Raw genomic sequence first — 399 nt, 5'->3', positions numbered from 1 at the left:
CTTGTCATCTTTATAGAATGAAGTATTTCGTCCGTGGTTATCGCTATTACCAAACGCAATATTTAATAAGTCACGGCGAACCCATTCAATAATAAATGCCTCAACATCAAAATGCAGATGCTTCTCTTTGACTGTATTACTCTGAGTGATCAGGTCAACCAACTCACGTATTGTCTCACCATGATCTAAAATAGTAGCTGGCGGTTTTTTTAACATTGAGTACACAGATTCCATACCATAACGTTTGGTAGTCCCATCTACTTGAGTCTCTATATCGAACCTTGGCAACCAAAGTGAATGATAGTTTTCACCTTTTTCTAGTTTCATGTCTGCTACAGGTATAGTACTAAAACCCATAGCGGTTAACTCATGATAATAGTGGTATTCGGCAACTAACAC

At 37.8% G+C, this 399-nt stretch carries 1 protein-coding gene; it reads right to left on the bottom strand.

All coding sequences use genetic code 11. The annotated features are described in order from the left end of the window. The coding region (locus AAEY88_RS12630) for a HipA domain-containing protein (RefSeq protein ID WP_350562937.1) at positions 1–399 on the bottom strand (399 nt) is incomplete at both ends.

This window comes from Psychrobacter sp. CAL346-MNA-CIBAN-0220, from assembly GCF_040309805.1.
Taxonomy (GTDB): Bacteria; Pseudomonadota; Gammaproteobacteria; order Pseudomonadales; family Moraxellaceae; genus Psychrobacter.
This window is presented reverse-complemented; position numbering and strand designations above follow the sequence as displayed.